At 61.8% G+C, this 15,788-nt stretch carries 12 protein-coding genes; 4 read left to right on the forward strand and 8 right to left on the reverse strand.

The window, feature by feature from the left end; all coding sequences use genetic code 11:
• Positions 1 to 164 precede the first annotated feature (164 nt).
• The 3 genes from RX331_RS33305 to RX331_RS33315 all read right to left on the reverse strand — a co-directional run bounded on the left by RX331_RS33305 (position 165) and on the right by RX331_RS33315 (position 2,645).
• Positions 165 to 611 carry a YybH family protein gene (locus tag RX331_RS33305; protein WP_317253813.1) on the reverse strand — a complete coding sequence of 149 codons (447 nt, stop codon included), beginning with the start codon at positions 609 to 611 and terminating at the stop codon, positions 165 to 167.
• A gap of 93 nt (positions 612 to 704) precedes the next feature.
• Entirely contained in the window at positions 705 to 1,463 is a 759-nt protein-coding gene (locus RX331_RS33310) for a winged helix-turn-helix transcriptional regulator (protein WP_317253814.1), read from the reverse strand.
• 9 nt (positions 1,464 to 1,472) lie between these two features.
• Positions 1,473 to 2,645, reverse strand: coding sequence for an isovaleryl-CoA dehydrogenase (locus tag RX331_RS33315; protein ID WP_317253815.1), 1,173 nt, complete (start codon positions 2,643 to 2,645; stop codon positions 1,473 to 1,475).
• Between the two features lie 212 nt (positions 2,646 to 2,857).
• Between RX331_RS33315 and RX331_RS33320 the strand changes: the two genes are divergently transcribed.
• Both RX331_RS33320 and RX331_RS33325 read left to right on the forward strand, forming a co-directional pair.
• Entirely contained in the window at positions 2,858 to 4,129 is a 1,272-nt protein-coding gene (locus RX331_RS33320) for a cytochrome P450 (RefSeq protein ID WP_317253816.1), read from the forward strand.
• A gap of 41 nt (positions 4,130 to 4,170) precedes the next feature.
• Positions 4,171 to 5,445: a cytochrome P450 gene (locus tag RX331_RS33325; protein ID WP_317253817.1), complete on the forward strand. Its 1,275-nt coding sequence runs from the start codon at positions 4,171 to 4,173 to the stop codon at positions 5,443 to 5,445.
• Positions 5,446 to 5,546: 101 nt separating this feature from the next.
• On the opposite strand, the gene RX331_RS33330 is transcribed toward RX331_RS33325, so the two are convergent.
• The 3 genes from RX331_RS33330 to RX331_RS33340 all read right to left on the reverse strand — a co-directional run bounded on the left by RX331_RS33330 (position 5,547) and on the right by RX331_RS33340 (position 7,458).
• Complete coding sequence (locus RX331_RS33330; RefSeq protein ID WP_317253818.1) at positions 5,547 to 5,678, reverse strand: hypothetical protein; 132 nt, start codon at positions 5,676 to 5,678, stop codon at positions 5,547 to 5,549.
• 169 nt (positions 5,679 to 5,847) lie between these two features.
• Positions 5,848 to 6,711 (reverse strand): tetratricopeptide repeat protein, encoded by an 864-nt coding sequence (locus tag RX331_RS33335; protein WP_317253819.1) that lies wholly within the window; start codon positions 6,709 to 6,711, stop codon positions 5,848 to 5,850.
• A 96-nt stretch (positions 6,712 to 6,807) separates the two neighbouring features.
• Positions 6,808 to 7,458, reverse strand: a complete 651-nt coding sequence (locus RX331_RS33340) for a FecR family protein (protein WP_317253820.1) — start codon at positions 7,456 to 7,458, stop codon at positions 6,808 to 6,810.
• A 554-nt stretch (positions 7,459 to 8,012) separates the two neighbouring features.
• Between RX331_RS33340 and RX331_RS33345 the strand changes: the two genes are divergently transcribed.
• A complete protein-coding gene (locus RX331_RS33345) occupies positions 8,013 to 12,230 on the forward strand; it encodes a VCBS domain-containing protein (protein ID WP_317253821.1) in 4,218 nt (1,405 codons plus the stop codon).
• 160 nt (positions 12,231 to 12,390) lie between these two features.
• Here the strand turns inward: RX331_RS33345 and RX331_RS33350 are convergent, their stop codons facing one another.
• Complete coding sequence (locus tag RX331_RS33350; protein WP_317253822.1) at positions 12,391 to 12,567, reverse strand: hypothetical protein; 177 nt, start codon at positions 12,565 to 12,567, stop codon at positions 12,391 to 12,393.
• A gap of 32 nt (positions 12,568 to 12,599) precedes the next feature.
• Entirely contained in the window at positions 12,600 to 13,820 is a 1,221-nt protein-coding gene (locus RX331_RS33355; RefSeq protein WP_317253823.1) for an ABC transporter substrate-binding protein, read from the reverse strand.
• A 358-nt stretch (positions 13,821 to 14,178) separates the two neighbouring features.
• On the opposite strand from RX331_RS33355, the gene RX331_RS33360 reads away from it, so the two are divergent.
• On the forward strand, positions 14,179 to 15,726 hold the full coding sequence (locus RX331_RS33360) for a DUF3300 domain-containing protein (protein ID WP_317253824.1): 1,548 nt from the start codon (positions 14,179 to 14,181) through the stop codon (positions 15,724 to 15,726).
• The last annotated feature ends 62 nt before the right edge of the window (positions 15,727 to 15,788 follow it).

The following is a 15,788-nucleotide window of genomic DNA, read 5'->3' on the forward strand; positions in this document are numbered from 1 at the left end:
CGAGATGGGCGGATATCGGTTGATCTGCGTCCGCTTTGCAGCGGTTTTTGCGGGCTGGCGCCGAACATCACTCGAAGCCGATTAGGGCAAAATCGGGTGCATGATCATCTATGAGCCGTGTCAGGTTTCTGGCTGTCTGACCGGATGGCTGTGGCACCACGTGTTCATTCTCTAACGAACATATGAGACTTTATCTTCCACCGCCCGTCGGCTTGGCGTTCAAGGAGCCTCACGGTGCTGCCAGAAATTGGCGCAGCCTTCTCATTCACCACCAACGTGGCCGTGAAATGGGAGGTGGTATAGGCATAGTTCCCGACGGGTAACACATCGACTAGTTCAACCTTGTGGTTTCTGACGCTTCTTCCCCGCCCGGCAAAGAAATCACGGATTGCCAGAGGGCCGGTGACCGGCTGGGCACCGGGCGGCATCAGTCTGCCGTCCGCGGTATACAATGGAAGCAGGGCATCGAAGTCCGCGTTGTTGATGGCGGCATCCCATTTGGCAGCCAACGAGGAAATTTCGTTGGCAAGTTGGTCTGCCCCTGCATGACCAACGCAAGCACAAGTTAGGATCAACAGCACGACGTAGGCAGGAAGAGAAGGGCGGCTCATCTTTGCCTCCTTGAGATGCTTAGCGTGAGCGCAAACGCTACCGCTGAGCAAAACAGGACCACTAGTCCAAAAAGTGAACTGGAGAGAATGTCGTCAGCGGACCGAGACCTGACCTGCCAGCGCAGGCGCCTCATCGGCATATTTGCTGCGTGGGAACCAAATGCCCATGCTGTCCACAAGATGTTTTGGACCGTCGATCTCGATTTTGCCGAGCTCACGCGCCCGGAGCAGCGGCAGCTCGCCCATGAAAATCTGCACAAGTGTCCGCAGACTCGCATAGAGACTGATATCGACCTCGAAACCGGGATCATCCCAGCAGAGATCGGCTTCCTCCTTCTTCACAACAAACCACCAGCACCTTGGCCGAGCGTCCGCAATCTCGATGTACAGCACGAAGTCGCATGGAATGTGCTTTAGATCGAACGAACGGCGCATATTCCACATGAGCCGGCCCGCGTGGAGCTCGTTGGGCGTGAGCTGGCTGCGCGCCCATCTGTGACCCCAATGACCCAATGCATCGATAATTGGCCGGGCTTCTCTGGCCGCTTGGGTTGGATGGTACTCCCAATGCCCGTTATCGCCTGATTGGCGTGAGATTAGCCCGGCTTCTTCTAGCGTTTGAAGGCGCTTGGAGAGGAGGCTCGGCGACATCTGAGGGATGCCGCGGCGAAGCTGGTTGAAGTGGCGGGACCCGAGCAACAGCTCGCGGAGCACGAGCGGAGTCCACCGCTCCGTGAGGATTTCCGCAGCTTTGGCTACGGGACAAAATGATCCATAGCCTTTCATGACGAGAACTTTAGCATCACGCGGGCCGCCAATATAGTCCAGTTTCTGGACTATATCAGCGCGCAAATCCGCACCTTACGCCGTCTTCTCGAACAGCTCCCGGCCGATCAGCATGCGGCGGATTTCGGATGTGCCGGCGCCGATCTCGTAGAGCTTGGCGTCGCGGAGCAGCCGCCCGGTCGGATAGTCGTTGATGTAGCCGTTGCCGCCTAAGAGCTGGATGGCGTCGAGCGCGCATTGCGTGGCCTTCTCGGCGGCATAGAGAATGGCGCCGGCGGCGTCCTCCCGCGTGGTCTCGCCGCGGTCGCAGGCTTTCGCCACCGCATAGACATAGGCGCGCGAGGCGTTCATCGTGGTGTACATGTCGGCGATCTTGCCCTGCACCAGTTGAAACGTGCCGATCGGCTCGCCGAACTGTTTGCGCTCGTGCACATAGGGCAACACCACGTCCATGCAGGCCTGCATGATGCCGATCGGGCCGGCCGCCAGCACCGCGCGCTCATAGTCGAGACCGGACATCAACACGTTGACGCCGCGGCCGACCTCGCCGAGCACATTCTCCTCCGGCACCTCGCAATCCTCGAACAGCAATTCGCAGGTATCGGAGCCGCGCATGCCGAGCTTGTCGAGCTTCTGCGCGGTGGAAAACCCCTTCATGCCCTTTTCGATCAGGAAAGCCGTCATGCCGCGCGGGCCGGCGTTGGGATCAGTCTTGGCGTAGACCACCAGCGTATTGGCGACCGGGCCGTTGGTGATCCACATCTTGTTGCCGTTGAGCACAAAGCGGTCGCCCTTCTTCTCGGCGCGGGTCTTCATCGAGACCACGTCACTGCCGGCGCCGGGCTCGGACATCGCGAGCGAGCCGACATGCTCACCGGAGATCAGCTTCGGCAGGTATTTGCGCTTTTGCGCCTCGTTGCCATTGCGGCGGATCTGGTTGATGCAGAGGTTGGAATGCGCGCCATAGGACAGCCCGACCGCGGCGGAGGCGCGGGATATTTCCTCGACCGCGATGCAGTGCTCAAGATAGCCCAGGCCGGCACCGCCATACTCCTCCTCGACCGTGATGCCGTGCAGGCCGAGCGCGCCGATCTTCGGCCAGAGGTCACGCGGAAACTGATTGCTGCGGTCGATCTCGGCGGCGCGAGGAGCGATTTCGTTCTGCGAGAACGCCTGCACCGTCTCGCGGATCGCGTCCGCAGTCTCGCCAAGATCGAAATTGAGCATCCGATGGACGTTGGGGATCATGGTCGCCTCCCGGCGGAATTAAACGTTGTTTCAAACAGACTTAGTCTTCGAGACTGCCGTTGTCACGCGACGAAATGAGTGTAGCCCACTGGCCATTGCTGCGGCCAAATGCACTGAACTCGCCCTTGCGCCGGGCCACGGCTCGGGATGTAATAGGGTAAAACATCACCCGTTCGGCATGCTTCGCGCGGGGAAATTTGGGAGAGCGGCTCATGCAAGGAACCATCGATCTCGCCGGAGACTCCCATCTGCGGGCCGCGCGCGATGCGGCCCAGTCCACTCCGCTTGCCGATTTCGATGTCGGCAACCCCGAACTGTTCAAGAGCGATACGTTCTGGCCGTATTTCGACCGGCTGCGCCGCGAAGAGCCGGTGCATTACTGCAAGGACTCGATGTTCGGTCCCTATTGGTCGGTGACCAAATACAACGACATCATGGATATCGAAACCAACCATGCGGTGTTCTCGTCGGCGGCCTCGCTCGGCGGCATCACCATCCGCGACGTCGCGCCGGACCTGCGTCGCGAGAGCTTCATCGCCATGGACCAGCCGCGCCACTCCGCGCAGCGCAAGACGGTGGCGCCGATGTTCACGCCGACGCATCTGGATCAGCTCGCGATCAACATCCGCAAACGTTCGGCTGAATGCCTCGACAACCTTCCGAAGAACGAAGTGTTCGACTGGGTCGACCAGGTCTCGATCGAGCTCACCACGCAGATGCTGGCCGTGCTGTTCGACTTCCCCTGGGAGGATCGCCGCAAGCTGACGCGCTGGTCGGACGTTGCGACCACCATTCCAGGCCCGGGCGGGCTGGTCGCCACCGAGGAGGAGCGGCAGGCCGAGTTGATGGAATGCGCGACCTATTTCGCAAGGCTGTGGAAGGAGCGCATCAACGCGCCGCCGAAAAGCGACCTGCTGTCGATGATGGCGCATAGCGAGGCCACGCGCGACATGGACCCGAAGAACTTTCTCGGCAACCTCATCCTCCTGATCGTCGGCGGCAACGACACTACGCGCAACACGCTCTCCGGCAGCGTCTATGCCTTGAACAAGAATCCGGACCAGTATCGCAAGCTGCGCGACAACCCCGACCTGATCGATAGTTTCGTGCCTGAGGTGATCCGCTGGCAGACGCCGCTGGCGCATATGCGCCGCACTGCGCTGGAAGACATCGAGTTCAGAGGCAAGCAGTTCAAGAAGGGCGACAAGGTCGTGATGTGGTATGTCTCGGGCAACCGTGACGAGGACGTGATCGATCGTCCCTACGAGTTCATCATTGACCGCGCCCGTCCCCGCACGCACCTTTCCTTCGGCTTCGGCATCCACCGCTGCGTCGGGATCAGGCTGGCCGAGCTGCAACTCAGGATTATCTGGGAGGAAATTCTCAAGCGATACGATAATATTGCGCTGGCTGGCGAACCGAAGCGGGTGTATTCGAGTTTCGTCAAGGGCTACGAGACCCTGCCGGTGCGCATCGCCGCCTAGCAGTCTCGTCTGAATTCAACGTCACCCGGGATGACCGAACCATGAACGTTCAGACCTCAATCAGGGCCGACAAGAAAGAGCTGCTTCGCGCCGCGCGCGAAGAGGCCTATTCGACGCCGCTGAAGGATTTTCATCCCGGTGCGCCAAAGCTGTTCCAGAACGACACCCTGTGGCCGTGGTTCGAGCGGCTGCGCAAGGAAGAGCCGGTGCATTACTGCACCAACGCGCCGATCGAGCCCTATTGGTCGGTCACCAAATACAACGACATCATGCATGTCGACACCAATCACGGCATCTTCTCCTCCGATTCCACGCTCGGCGGCATCTCGATCCGCGACGTCCCGCCCGGCTACGACTATCCGAGCTTCATCGCGATGGACCAGCCGCGCCACTCGGCGCAGCGCAAGACGGTGTCGCCGATGTTCACGCCGACGCATCTGGATGAGCTGGCCAAGCTAATCCGCGAGCGCTCGCAAAAGGTGCTGGACAATCTGCCGCGCAACGAGACCTTCAACTTCGTCGAGCGCGTCTCGATCGAATTGACCACGCAGATGCTGGCGACCTTGTTCGACTTCCCTTGGGAAGAGCGGCGCAAGCTGACGCGCTGGTCCGACGTCTCGACCGCGCTGCCCAAGAGCGGCGTCGTGGAATCGCCGGAGCAGCGCCGCCGCGAGATGGACGAGTGCTACGCCTATTTCTCGAAGCTGTGGAACGAGCGCGTCAACGCGCCGCCGAAGAACGACCTTTTGTCGATGATGGCGCATAGCGACGCCACGCGGCACATGGACCCCGATAACCTGATGGGCAACATCATCCTGCTCATCGTCGGCGGCAACGATACCACGCGCAACACCATGAGCGGCTCGGTGCTGGCGCTGAACGAGAACCCGGATCAATACCAGAAGCTGCGCGAAAACCCCGCGCTGATCGACACCATGGTGCCTGAGGTGATCCGCTGGCAGACGCCGCTCGCCCATATGCGGCGCACCGCTCTGGTCGATACCGAGATCGGCGGCAAGAAGATCAGGAAGGGCGACCGCGTCGTGATGTGGTACGTCTCGGGCAATCGCGACGAGGAAGGCATCGAGCGTCCCGACGAGTTCATCATCGACCGCGCCCGCCCGCGCACCCATCTGTCGTTCGGCTTCGGCATCCACCGCTGCGTCGGCATGCGCCTTGCCGAACTGCAGCTCAAAATCGTCTGGCAGGAAATGCTCAAGCGCTTCGACCGCATCGAAGTGGTCGGCGAGCCGAAGCGGGTCTATTCCAGCTTCGTGCGCGGCATCGAGCAGCTGCCGGTGCGCATTCCCGGCTGAGCGGCGGCGGCATCCGCATCGCCGCGACCGTCGCCGCGCTCGGCATTCAATTGTCGCAGGCAAGAATCTGAACAGAGATGCCGCTACGAACGGGCCCGATGTCAGCCGAAGAAGCCCCGCGCAACCGCCTTGAAGAACAAGGGCAAGCTTTCGACGAGCCGGCCACCGAAAAGCGCCCGGTCCGCCAGCGAAACAACAATACAGCACACCGATGCGGCAACGATGACCTTCATTGGCTCAGCATGAGAGCCAAGCACCTAATGATCGCTTAAAAGATTTTCTCATGGCGCTCCGCAGTATTACGGACGGGGCGCTTCGATCGGTGCACTTGTGAACACAGCAAGGATCGTATCAAGACAGCCTCAATCCGCCTCCACACGCCAACCGTTCATCGGGTTGAGATCACCGAACACCGTAATGCATGAACTTGTCGGCGATTTCGGCATCGATCGAGGTTGCCGCCGCGATATCGTCATTGCCATCGGCGACGCGGCCGGTTCTGAGCTTGGCAAATCCGCGGCCGTAAAGCGCGCTTGCAAGCTTCGGATCAAGACGTAGCGCGGAATTGTAATCGGCCAGGGCCGCGCCGGGCTGCCCCATCTTCAGGCGGATCAATCCGCGGGAATCATATGCCACGGCGCTGTCCGGCTCGGTCTCGAGCGCTTTGTCGCAATCTTCCAGCGCGGCCTGCAATGCGCCGGCGATAGCCCGGCTCCAGCAGCGGCCACTCCAGGCAGCCCGCAGACCGGGATCGATCCGGATGGCCTCGTCGAAGTCTCGCACAGCGCGATCGTACTCTTTCTTTTTCAGGTAGACCGCGGCGCGGTTGGCGAAGGCCTCGCCATAATCCGGCTTGAGCCTGATCGCCGCATCGAAAGCCCTGATTGCAAGGTCGTATTCGCCCTTTCGGAGGTAGGCCACGCCGCGATTGTTGAACGGCTTGGTGTAGGTCTGATTGAGCTTGATCGATTGTTCGAAGTCCTGGATGGCGCGGTCGTAGTCGTGCTTCGCGATATACGCATTGCCGCGGTTGTTGTAGGCGATCGGCAGTGCCGTCGCGTTGCCTTGAACGGTCTGGATGAGTGCCGTGCAACCTTCGATCCGGGCTTCGGGAGACGTGGCGCCTTTGCCGTTGCACAATTCAGTATTCTTCAGATAATCACTCTTCTGTCCTGGCGACTGCGCCGCCGCGGGCCATCCGAGCAGCAGCACGACGAGAATGGCGACCGTCCCCTCGCCCAAGCAGCTTCTTGCACCACGTCTCATGTCGGCTTTCCCGACGCGGCTATCCGAAAAGAGCCCTGTGCAGAAATTGGCGTCCCGCCGCCGCTGGTAAGCTCGGGTCTGCGCGCGAAGAAGCACCTAGCATCCCCGGCAAATCTTTAGATTCAACCGGTCGCGCTCCTGCGGTTCGGTCCGCTGCGGGGCGGCCGGCGCTGATCGCTTCGCAAGCTTGTCCTTGCCCGCTTCGATCAGCGTCGAGAATTTCACTGCGCCATCTTCCGCGATCTCGACATGTGGCGTCGTGCCTCGGATACCCATCGTCGCGACCGGCGTATCGACTTTCATGTCGCCGCTTTTCGCGACATTGCCGGCCACGAAAGTGATCGTCCCGCTCGTCAGATTGAAGAGGGTGGAGTTCGATTTGCTATTCGGATCGTAAACGAACTCGTCCAACGCGATGCGCGCGTTACTCGATAGATTGAACGAGCTGCTATCGGCAAAGTTGATGCCGATCCGACCATCAGCACCTGTCTTGACCACATCGCCCTGATAGACGAGATCACCGATCTTGGTCTCCGGCGCGGCAGTGCTTGCCTGAACGACCATCGCGCTGGCGCGCTCAATCGAGACCGAACCGGTGACAACAACCACTTTGCCAATCGCCTTAGACTGGGCATCCAGAACGGCCGGCCGTGGCGGCGCAATTTGGGCCACAGAATAGCCAGGGAAACAGCCTGCCAGCGTCAAAACAAAACCGGCTACTAATAATATATTCTTTTGCGTAACCATGACCCTCTCCTTTCCTGAGAAGATCCCGTTCGCGTAACAGTCCGCTGGTTCACTAAAGAACAACCAAACGCTGCACGACGTCTAATGCGCCAGTCCGATGTAGTGTGGTAGTTTAATGCCGACCATTGCAAATATTTTTTTCAACTGTACTCCAGGGACTTGCGTGGTGCCACAAAAAGGGCGCAGGTTGTTCCTCAAGACGAATTCAATAATTCTTGAGGGGCCGGACACGTTCGCGGCGAAACAAGAAGCTTGTTTGACGTCGCCCTGACCACGTCTTCCCCCTGAAGATACTAGATTATTTGATCAGACATTTCGGCGGGCAGCCTAAGGCTGGCCGGCGCCAGTAATTGGACCTCAGGGGCGTCCGGCAAGCCAAAGCAAGAAGACGGCGGCGCCACGCGGGGCAGCGAGGTCAAGCCATGTCAGTTGCGTCCCATGTTGCGTCCGGAGACCAGGCCGTTGCGGCCGCGCTTCCCCCGATCATCGGCACCATCCAAGCAACGATCGGTTGCGGCACCTGGACGCCTGCAGACGGTATTGCTGTTCCAGCGATGGCCGGCGATTCCATTCGCGAAGGCGATGTCATCGAGACTGCGGCCGACGGGCAGATCGCAATCAGCCTGATCGACGGCACCCAATTCGTTCTGTCGCACGACACGCGGGTGGTTTTTGACGGCTTCGCTGACGATCCCGGCTGTGTCTCGCAATCGTCGCTGTTCGCGGTGGACAAGGGATCATTCGCCTTCGTTGCTGGCCGGATGGCAAAGGCCGGTTCGCTCCGGATCGAGACGCCGGTCGGAAGTATTCGCGGCCGGGCCCAAGCTGGCGGATTTGGCATGCTGTCGCTCACGGCGCTCACTTTCGCAATGATGAGCGATGCCAAGGCGGCCGACCCTGACGCGACGTTCCTGGATGACGACAATATCGCGTACAAGGATTTCGAACACGGCGCATTCGAGCTGTGGACCAAGGAAGCCATCCCGCGACACATCATCGTCGAAGATCCCGGCGAGACAGTCGTGCTCACCAGGAAGGGCTCTTCGGTCAGCGTAAGCCAGGTCACTAATTCCGCGGCCCGCATGGAGGAATTGCAAACGGCCCAACAGGCCGTGCTGGCCAATTACGCCAAGGGCTATGGTCCGGGCGGATCCGGCACTCCCTACTACCTTGATTTGCCGAAACTGCAGCCGATCAACAACGTGCAGTCCGGCGGCTTGATAGCGCCAGGCGTGCTCCCGCCGCTGCCGGAGGGTCCAAGTCCCATAGTCATCGAACCCTTCATTCCGCCGCCCCAACCGCCATCGTTGAATTCGGCGACTGGCCCGACGCTGATCGATACGGCGGCGCTCGATCTCTTCACCGCGTCGGGGGGAAGTTTCACCGCCAGCAGTTCCCAGCCAGGAGCGACGCTGACCTTCGGCATCGCCGGCGGCACCGCCGGCAACACGGTGATGGAAGCCATCACCTACAATATCTCGAAGACAGGCCTCTACGGCACGCTCTACCTCAACAGCACAACCGGCGCCTACCTCTACGTCCCGGAAAATGCCGCGGTGAACGCGCTGTCGGTACCCACGACCGAAAATTTCACCATCACGGTTTCGGACGGCACGCTGTCGGTCAGTCAAACCTACACGGTCATCATCAACGGCACGAATGACGCCGCGATCATTAGCGGCACCGCGAGCGGCGCCGTGGCGGAGGCGGGCGGCCTAGCCAACGCCGCGCCTGGCGCGCCGACCGCGAGCGGTACGCTCACCGACACTGACGTCGATAATCCAGCGAATACCTTCACCGAAGTTAGCTCGGCGACACCGAGCGCGAAGGGCTACGGCACGTTCACGATAACAGCGGCGGGCGTGTGGACCTACACGGTGAACGATACCAACCCCGCTGTGCAGGCGCTCAATGTTGGCGCGACGCTGGTCGATGCCTTCACCGTGGCCACAATAGATGGCACCACCCAGGTGGTGACGATCATCATCACCGGGGCCAATGATGCGGCCGTCATTTCCGGGGCCCAGACCGGAACGGTGATCGAGGCCAGCGGCACCGCGGCCGGAGTTCCTGTCGCGAGCGGCACGCTCACCGATACCGACGTCGACAACGCAGCCAACAGTTTTGCCGCCGTGCCCTCTCCAACCGCGAGCAACAAGGGCTACGGCAGCTTCACCATGACGGCGGCCGGCGTGTGGACCTACACGCTCGACAACGCCAACGCTGCCGTACAGGCGCTCAACGCCGGCGAGAGGCTGACGGACACCTTCACGGTGGCCACCGTGGACGGCACCACGCAGGTGGTGATGATCACCATCACCGGCGCCAATGACGCAGCGATTATTTCTGGCTCCGTCGCCGGCTCGGTGGTCGAGGCCACCGGCACTGCCGCCGGCATACCCGTCGCGACCGGCACGCTCACCGCTTCCGACACCGACAATGCCGCGAACACCTTCACAGCCGTCAGCTCGCCGACCGCGAGCCATAACGGCTATGGCACCTTCACCATGACCGCGGCCGGCGTGTGGACCTACACGCTGGACAATACTAACCCCGCCGTGCAAGCGCTCAATATCGGCGCGACGCTGACCGACACCTTTACCGTTACCACCGTCGACGGCACTCTCCAGGTGGTGACGATCACCATCGTCGGCGCCAATGACGCAGCCGTCATTTCCGGTGCCACCACCGGCTCGGTGATCGAGGCCGGCACCACCACGCCGGGCACGCCGACTGCGACCGGCACTCTTACCGATACCGACGTCGACAATGCGGCCAACAGTTTCACCGCCGTGACCTCGCCGACCGCGAGCAGCAAAGGCTATGGCACCTTCATGATCACGGTGGCCGGCGTGTGGACCTACATGCTGGACAACAACAACGGCACGGTACAGGCCCTCGAGGCCGGCCAGACGCTGACCGACACGTTCACCGTCGCCACGATCGACGGCACCACACAGACCGTGACCATCGTCATCCACGGCAGCAGCGATGCGGATCCCAACGATTTCGATAATCTGGCGCAGGGGGACCACGTCATCGTCAATACGCCATACGTGTACGGAACGCCGAACGGCGAGAATATTGCGGGCGGCGGCGATGAATTTCAGATCGTCTACGCCGGCGCCGGCGATGACGTCGTCAACGGCACCGGCAGGGACGACATTCTCTATTCGGGATCCGGCAACGATACGATCAAGGGAAACGACGGCAACGACACGATTTATGGAGGGTCCGGGAACGACACCGTCAACGGCAACAACGGCAACGATACCATCACGGGCGGATTTGGCGCGGACAGGCTGACCGGCAGCAACGGCAATGACGTCTTCGTCTACCTGTCGGTTGCCGATTCCAATGCCACGCAGTTCGACACCATTACCGATTTCGCATCGGGGTCGGACAAGATCAACCTGGCGGCCCTTGGCGGGCTGGCATTCCTGCACCTGACGTCGACAAGCACATCGGTGCCGCCGCATACCATCGCCTGGATCTACGACAGTGCGAGCAATGAAACCATCGTCTACGTGAATCCGACCGGTAACACCCTGAAGATCGGCGATTCGTCTCTCCTGGAAATTCACCTGCAGGGCGTTGTGTCCGTCCGGGAATCGGATTTCATCTATCAGGCGGCGACAAATGCCGTCGCTGCAGCCGGCGAAGCGATCGACGTCTCGCTTCAGTTACTTGCGGCCGAAGACGCCGTTCTGGCGGCGGCCAGCGCTGAAACGTTCTCCGAAACCTTCACCGGCTCGACCGAAGGCTCCATCGCGGGCGGCACCAGCGCCTGGACTCTGCAAGCCGAAGAAGAGAGCTTCAAATTCCGTTTCGAGCGCGACGTCGAAACCATCGATTCCGTCAGGCTAGCCCACTTTGGCGAGGCTCCCACCTACGCGACGGCAGTCAGCGAAGATGAGGCGGCCATTGCGCCGGCAGGCGCATCACCGGCCGAGCTTTGGCACGATTACATCGGAACGCTAACGGAGAATCACTTCACATTCCATCAAGCAGCGATCAACGCCGGCGCCACTGTGACCGGCGAGATCATGGTTCCGGTCAGCATCGAGCCGGCCGGCTTCATGGTGGGGAATGTGGTCGCCACGTCTCAGCTTGTGAGCAATGAGGTGACGCCGGGCAGCGGTGCGAACCATCAGCCGCCGCATGAACCACACTCCGCCGCGCAACAGGCTGCACCCAATGATCCTCATTCGGTGGAAAATGCAGTCCCCGCCTCACAGCATGCCCAACATGGTGTGACGCCCGGCGGCGGTGCGAACCATCAGCAGTCGCAGCATGAGCCGCACGCCGCCGCTCAGCAAGCCGGACCCAATGAGCCTCATTCGGTGGCGAACCCCGTCGCCGCGTCCCAGCTTGCACAACTCGGGGTAACGCCGGGCAGCGGCGCGAGCCACAACCAGCCGCCGCACGAGCTGCCTGCGGCCGCTCTGCAAGCCGGCTCCAACAATGCCCACTCAGCGTCGGCGCCAGCGACGTCCCCCGGCCAGAGCCATCAAGCCACTTCCGCCGGCATCAGTCCCGCGCCGACGGTGAACGAGCCCGGGCACGGAAATTCATTCCAGTTCAAGAACACCGGTTTCGAACCCACGGGCCCGGCGGAGCTGGCCGAGCTCGGCGGACCAGCAGCAATCCCGGAGATCGTGGCTGCGCTTTCCCCGGCCGAAGAACACGCTGCCGGTCTGTCGCATGTCGTTCAAGACCATACCGTTCACTCGCATGCTGCAAGCCACGGCTCGCACGAGCTGTTGGTATGACTGCCAGATACCAGATGCCGATCGTGTTCCTGATCTTCGTCAGCGCCTTCTTGGCGCTACGGGTATAGCGCCCGTCGGCGAACTCCTGGTTCGCCATGAAGAAGGGCAAGGATCAGGAGCCCCCAAAGAACTGCTCTCACTTCCGCGCGCCCGCGCCCTTTCAATCCTGCTTGCGTTGACGCCGCTCGAGACGCTGACGCTGCAATCTCATCCGCTTGATCTCCTCGTCGAGCACATCCATTTCCTCGTCGCGGCGCTCGGTCCGAGATTTCGTTGCGTCCGCTTCGCGGATCTTGTTGAGCGCCTTTTCCACCGAGAGCTTTTTGGTTTCGGCCATGACCTGCGTGCTCCTCCGTGAATCGAAAAGGTCTACTTGTCGGTGCCGGCAAACGCGGTTTCGAGGACGTCGCCGATCGGCTGCCAGGTACGGCCGTCGAACTGCACCAGCCGCATGTGCTTGATGGGACGGAAGTTCCAGGGCCCGGTGCTGATCTTGATACCAGGCAGCAGAACGGAGCCCTGATAATCCTTCAGCGCCGCCGCCTGCTTCATGACGTTCTCGCGCGACAGGTCGTTGCCGCATTGCCTCAGCACCTGCGCCAATGTCTCTGCGGCGGCAAAGCCGAACATGGCGGCGCTTTCATCCGTGCCGCCGGCGCGGCGATAGTTTTCCAGGAACGACTGCCAGTCGGCACCGGACTGGTCGTCCTTCCAGGCCGGATCGTCGGCGTCCTTCAGATAGGCGGCGGTCGTCACGCCCACCGCGTTTTCGAGGCCCGCGGGTTTCAGCCCGTCGCCGATCGACGAAGCCATCTGGTTCATGATGACCACCGGACGCCAGTCGAGGCTCGCCGCCAGGCGAATGACCTTCGCGGCGTTTTCAGGCACGCCCGCGAACACCAGGATTTCAGCGCCCGATCGCTTCAGGATCGATACGTGCGTATCGAGATGCTCATCCCTCAGATCATAGGCGATGCCGACCCTGATCATGCGCGCGACGGGGCCGAGGCCGTCCTCCATGCCCTTGATGACCTCGCGGCCGAAATAATCGTTCTGCCAGAGCGCGACGATCCGCTTGCCCGGATAAAACGCCTGGATGTAGTTGGCGTAGATGCGCCCCTCCTCTCGGAACGAGGGCTGCCAGCCCATGGTCCATGGGAACAGCGAGGGATCGCTGAGATGATCGTCTCCGGACGCCACGAAGAGCTGGGGAATCTGCCGCTCGTTGAGATATTTGCGGACCGCGAAATTGCCCGGCGTGCCGAACGAGCCGAACATCAGGAGCACCTTGTCTTCTTCGACCAACGTGCGCGTCAGATTGAGCGCGGAGGCGGGATCGGACTTGTCGTCATAGGAGATGAAGCGGACCTTGCGGCCGTTGATGCCGCCGCGCTGGTTCAGCATCTCGAAATAAGCCGCTTCCGCTTTGCCGATCGCCCCGAAGATCGAAAGGCCTCCGCTGTAGGGCATAAGATTGCCGATACGGATTTCGTCATCGCTCACCCCCTCCTGGCGCACGCCTTCGGAAATCGCGCCCAGCGACGCGAGCGCAACGAGGATCGCCAGAAGAACCCGGAGCAGCGTGGTCATGGCAGGAACTCGACTGAAGAAAGCGCCTTGCCTAACTTTCGAGGCGGCCATTTTGATCCCTTGATCTAGATCAACAGCGGGCTGGTTTGCGGCTGAGAGACGCCGGCTGCCTATCTCAATCCACATCGCAAAACAGCCCTCGCAGGTCGTGGACGGCTTCGGCCACAATTGAAGTGACCGCTGGTGCGCATCGAGAACGGTGATTTGAGTTTCGTTGACTTACGTCAATTGCCCTCTCCGACAGCCCCCCAGGCTGCACGCCCACATATTGCTGCCAGGGACGCACCCGCACTTCGCTCTGCCCGGGCCGGCGGCCGTTTCGTCGCTGCTCCGGATCATCAACGGGAGGCACAAGCCCATGCTTGCATTCAAGAAGATCCGCTTCCTCGCCGTTCTCGGCGCGCTGAACCTCGGCCATCCCGCCCTCGCCCAGACCGGCGACCAGACCGCGCCGCCGCCAGCGGCTACGCCAGCCGCGCCGGCCCCTGAACTGCTCAAGCCGGCCGAACTCGACGGACTGGTTGCGCCCATCGCGCTTTATCCCGACACGCTTCTCGCCAATGTCCTGATGGCGGCGACCTATCCGCTGGAGATCGTCCGGGCCGAACGCTGGCTGAAGGACAACAGCAAGCTGCAGGGCGACGCGCTGAAGGCCGCGGCCGAACAGCAGAGCTGGGACTCCAGCGTAAAGGCGCTGGTCGCGACACCTTCCGTGCTGGACATGATGAACGAGCGTCTCGACTGGACGCAGAAGCTCGGCGAAGCGTTCCTGGCTCAGCAGCAGGACGTCATGGACGCGGTGCAGCGGCTGCGCGCGAGGGCCCACGACAGGCAGAAACTTGTCACTACGCCACAACAGGTCGTGTCCGTGCGACAGGAGCAGAACCGGCAGATGATCTACATCGAGCCCGCCGTATCCGACAGCATCTACGTTCCTTACTACGATCCGCCCGTGATGTTCGGAGACTGGCCCTACGCAGACTATCCCGCCTATCCCTACTATTGGGGCTATCCTGGCTACATCGCCGCCGGCGTGATTGCGACCGGTCTCGCATTCGGTGCAGCCTACGGATTAGGCCGATGGGCCACCGGCGGATATTGGGGCCGCGGAGGCTATTGGGGCGGCAGCCGCGTCAACTGGGCCGGCGGTGGCATCAACATCAACCGCGGTGCCCGCGTCGAGCACTGGCAGCACAATCCGGCGCATCGCCAGGGCGCGCGTTACAACAACGCAAACCTGCAGCAGAGATTTGGCAATCCGAACCAACGTCCCGGCGGCGGACGCCAGGGCGTGGGCCAGGGCACCAATCGGCCGAATGTCGCCGATCGCGCCCAAGGCATCGGCAACCGAGCGCAAGGCATCGATCGTGGCCGGCAGGCGGGCGCCGGAAGGACGGCCGCGAACCGGCAAGCCGTCAGCCGGAATCGCCCGACAGCGGGACGCAGCGCGCGCGCAGGTCGGGTAGCCGCGCGACCAGCCTCGCGGGCTGGGCACTTCAGGCCCTCGGCCGGCATGCGCCACGGGGGCGCCACCCGGTTTGCCGGCGGCGGACACCGTGCAGCATTTCGCGGCGGCGGTGGCGGGGCAGCCTTCCGCGGCGGTGGCGGCGGATTCCGTGGCGGCGGCGGGCGCGGCGGTGGACGCCGGTCGGACATCGCGCTCAAGCACGACATCGTGCTGCTCGGCCGCCTCGAGAATGGATTGGGCTACTATCGTTTCGCCTACGAGGGCAGCGAGAAAGCCTATGTCGGCGTGATGGCGCAGGAGGTCAGCGTAGTCCGTCCCGATGCCGTCCATCGTGGCGGCGACGGGTATCTGCGCGTTCACTACGACAGGCTCGGGCTGCCATTCCGCACCTATGAAAATTGGATCGCAAGGGGTGCGAAGATACCCGAGCTCAAGTGAAGAGGCATGGCACGGGTTGCAATGCAGTTCGCTACCGCGACGCGCCTCGACAGGGTTCTGTC

Source organism: Bradyrhizobium sp. BWA-3-5 (assembly GCF_032917985.1).
Lineage (GTDB): Bacteria > Pseudomonadota > Alphaproteobacteria > Rhizobiales > Xanthobacteraceae > Bradyrhizobium.

Coding starts and splice junctions, on each gene's coding strand:
- RX331_RS33320 (WP_317253816.1), top strand. CDS start 2,858: ATGCAAGGAACCATCGATCTCGCCGGAGACTCCCATCTGCGGGCCGCG.
- RX331_RS33315 (WP_317253815.1), bottom strand. CDS start 2,645: ATGATCCCCAACGTCCATCGGATGCTCAATTTCGATCTTGGCGAGACT.
- RX331_RS33305 (WP_317253813.1), bottom strand. CDS start 611: ATGAGCCGCCCTTCTCTTCCTGCCTACGTCGTGCTGTTGATCCTAACT.
- RX331_RS33325 (WP_317253817.1), top strand. CDS start 4,171: ATGAACGTTCAGACCTCAATCAGGGCCGACAAGAAAGAGCTGCTTCGC.
- RX331_RS33355 (WP_317253823.1), bottom strand. CDS start 13,820: ATGACCACGCTGCTCCGGGTTCTTCTGGCGATCCTCGTTGCGCTCGCG.
- RX331_RS33360 (WP_317253824.1), top strand. CDS start 14,179: ATGCTTGCATTCAAGAAGATCCGCTTCCTCGCCGTTCTCGGCGCGCTG.
- RX331_RS33345 (WP_317253821.1), top strand. CDS start 8,013: ATGGCCGGCGATTCCATTCGCGAAGGCGATGTCATCGAGACTGCGGCC.
- RX331_RS33330 (WP_317253818.1), bottom strand. CDS start 5,678: ATGAAGGTCATCGTTGCCGCATCGGTGTGCTGTATTGTTGTTTCGCTG.
- RX331_RS33340 (WP_317253820.1), bottom strand. CDS start 7,458: ATGGTTACGCAAAAGAATATATTATTAGTAGCCGGTTTTGTTTTGACG.
- RX331_RS33350 (WP_317253822.1), bottom strand. CDS start 12,567: ATGGCCGAAACCAAAAAGCTCTCGGTGGAAAAGGCGCTCAACAAGATC.
- RX331_RS33335 (WP_317253819.1), bottom strand. CDS start 6,711: ATGAGACGTGGTGCAAGAAGCTGCTTGGGCGAGGGGACGGTCGCCATT.